Below are 2,716 nucleotides of genomic sequence, written 5' to 3' on the forward strand. Positions count from 1 at the left end.
GGTGTGGGTGGGCCAGCGGGCCTACGACGCCCACCAGGAAGCCCGCGCCCATGCGCTCGCCGGCCAGCGCCGGCCGGCGGTCGAGGCGCTGGCGCGGGGGGCCGATCTTGTCGCCGCCGCGGCGGCGGACGAGGAGGCTGCTCCGGCGTGGATCTACTACTACACGCCGGAGTTCTACGCGTTGGAACGCGGCTGGGTCTGCCGCTACCTCGGCCGCGACGACCCGGCCTACAACGAGGAGGCGATCGTCTGCCTCACCCGCGGACTCGCCGGACTCGGTGACGCACGTACCTCCGGCTGGGCGGCGGAGTTCCTCTGCCACCTGGCCGCCGCCTACCTCCAGGCCGACAGCCCCGACCTCGCCGGCGCCGCCGGCATCGAAGCAGCCACGATCGCCACTGAGACGGGGTCGGCTCGGCTGCTCCCGCGGTTGCGGCGGCTGCACGCCGACCTGGCCGCACGCTGGCCGGGAAGCTCCGTGACGGCTGATCTGGGTGGAGCTCTTCTCCTTGGCCGGGACGGCGACAAGTAGTCCGGGCGGGCACGTCAACGATCGGCCTCGAAGGCCCGCCGGGCACGGAGGCTCTGTCGTTCGACGGTTCTGTGGTGTCGCGGCACGGGTGTACGGTGCGCGGGTGCCAGCATTCCTTATCTGCCAGTGGTGAATGGTTCCACCCGCGGGCTCGCCGTCATCGAGGCCGCCGCACAGCCTGCTGGCACCGCCCGGGACGGGCAGCGGGCCGGCACGGTTGGCGTCGGCTTCCTACTCGCCACCCAACCCGAGGTCGCGCAGCACACGGCCGTGCGTGATGTGTCAGGTGTGCAGGGGGACGATGCTCTCCGTGTCCCATCGGTAGGTGCGGCCGTCGCGGTACAGCCGTACCAGCCGTATTTCCATGACGGGCACCTCGATCGGGGGAAGGTCACGCAGGCCCGCGACCCGGCGGATGATCGGCTGTGCGGGCACGTCGCGGTTGCAGTAGGCGATGCCGACGTGAGGGCGGAAACGCCGGTCGACGGCGGGCAGGCCGCACGCGGCTGTCTCCTCGTCCACAGCGGCGCGGAGTTCGACCAACGGCTCCCAGGGCGTGACCGTGAAGCGGACCGCGCCGCTTGACCCAGCCAGCGGCCCGACCCGCATCCCGATCGCCGGCAGGCCACGACACCGCTGCGCGACCCGGCGGACAACCGTGGTGACGGCGGCGGTGTCGATCTCGTCGGTGAACGCGAGCCGGCGCACGGTGAGGTGCAGCCCGTCGGCGGGGACGGGGTCGAGGCAGTCGAACACGCGCAGCCGCTCCTGGCAGGTGGCGGCGAGGTCGCGCAGGGCGGCGCTGTCGAGGGTCAGGAACCAGTGGAAGCTGCGGCGGGCGGGGGTCCAGCCGGGCCGGTCCCAGTGATTGGTCATCGTGGTCAGGACACGGAAGCGTTCCCAGTCGTCGTGGACCGGGTCGTTCTCGCTCACCACGACCCGCCGGCGAGCGTCCGGGACACCTCGGCCAGTTCGGCGACGGTGGGCAGGGACCGCCAGGGCGCGGTGCGGCGGGCGAGTTCCTGGCCGCGCTGGCGGATGGACTCGATCGGCTGATTGCCTGCGCGGGTCAAAGCTTCGACGCCGAGGGTGGCGCTGTGTTCGGGGTCGGGGTCGTCGCCGGTAGTCAGCGCGGTGGCGATGTCGAGGGCGATGAGGACGTGGCTCCACGGGGAGCGTTCGGTGCCCGGCGTGTCGGTGGCGGTCTGTGCGTAGCTCTGGACGAGGGCGGTTTCTCCGGTGCCGACATGGGCGGTCGCGGCGTTTGCCGCGATCCGCGCGAGGCTGTAGGCGCCGAAGGAGATGCACGGTGACATGCCGGCGGGCAACTCAGCGCGTTCGGCGAGGTCGAACGCGCGGCCGACGGCTTCCCGCACGCCCTCACGATCGCCGAGCTGGCCCAGGGCGCGGGCTTCGCCGTTGACCGCCAGCCGGATCGCCTGCGGGCCGCCTGCGGTGTAGGTCTGTCCGTCGCGCGCCCGCTCCAGCGCCAGCCGGTAGTCGCCGGCGTAGTAGGCGCACAGGCTTTCCGTAGCCCGCACCCAGGCCACCAGGTCGCCGTCCTCCACGGCCACCGCGATGGTGAACGCCTCCGTGCAATGAGCGCGCGCGAGCAGGAAGTCACCGAGGTTCACCGCCATGTACCCGGCCAGCCCCGACAGCCGCGCGGCGACTCGAAGGAGCCGATGACGCTGCCGGGGTAGCTGCCAGCCCTCGATGAGAGTCTGCACTGCTTTCCGCTGCCGCACGACGAGGGGCATCAATGCGGCCGGGCCACGCGTCTCGTAGGACTCGATACAGTCATCAACGAAACTGTCGAGATAGTCGAGAAAAGACGTGTGGACGGACGGTGCAGAGAAATACCGCAGACGAAAACCCACATCGACCAGTTCCGCGTGGCGGTCATATCCAGTCTATCCAGTGCCTGGCGAAACTGTCGCGTCTACGGCAGGCGGGACGATTACCGAAGTGAAAGTGCGGATGTCCTTTCCGGCGATTCCGACCTCCGACACATCTCTCGGCACCGGCAGGTCCTCAGGCCGTGCCCGCCGGCTTCTCGGCGTTTTACTGATCAGGAGCGTGTCGGCGGGGGGCATGTGTTCGCGGTCGTCGAGGTCGAGGAGGTTGTCGATGCTGGTGCCGTAGACCTCGGCGAGTAGGGCGAGCATCTGCGGGGTGGGGCGC

General features: G+C 70.5%; 3 protein-coding genes and 1 pseudogene. 1 reads left to right on the top strand and 3 read right to left on the bottom strand.

What is annotated here, in order from left to right:
• A partial coding sequence (locus NBZ85_RS29980) for a hypothetical protein (protein ID WP_498041097.1) occupies nt 1-532 on the top strand: 532 nt, incomplete at its 5' end.
• A gap of 282 nt (nt 533-814) precedes the next feature.
• Here NBZ85_RS29980 and NBZ85_RS29985 read toward each other — a convergent pair.
• From NBZ85_RS29985 to NBZ85_RS29995, 3 genes and pseudogenes are all read right to left on the bottom strand, one after another.
• Nucleotides 815-1,465, bottom strand: coding sequence for a 2'-5' RNA ligase family protein (locus NBZ85_RS29985; protein WP_261563291.1), 651 nt, complete (start codon nt 1,463-1,465; stop codon nt 815-817).
• Nucleotides 1,462-2,412, bottom strand: coding sequence for an NsdA family TPR-like regulatory protein (locus NBZ85_RS29990; RefSeq protein WP_498041096.1), 951 nt, complete (start codon nt 2,410-2,412; stop codon nt 1,462-1,464). Before NBZ85_RS29990 ends, NBZ85_RS29985 begins: the two co-directional genes overlap by 4 nt.
• A 33-nt stretch (nt 2,413-2,445) precedes the next feature.
• Nucleotides 2,446-2,716, bottom strand: a pseudogene (locus NBZ85_RS29995) (hypothetical protein); the annotation flags it as partial.

Source organism: Frankia tisae (assembly GCF_025403405.1).
GTDB classification, from domain to species: domain Bacteria; phylum Actinomycetota; class Actinomycetes; order Frankiales; family Frankiaceae; genus Frankia; species Frankia tisai.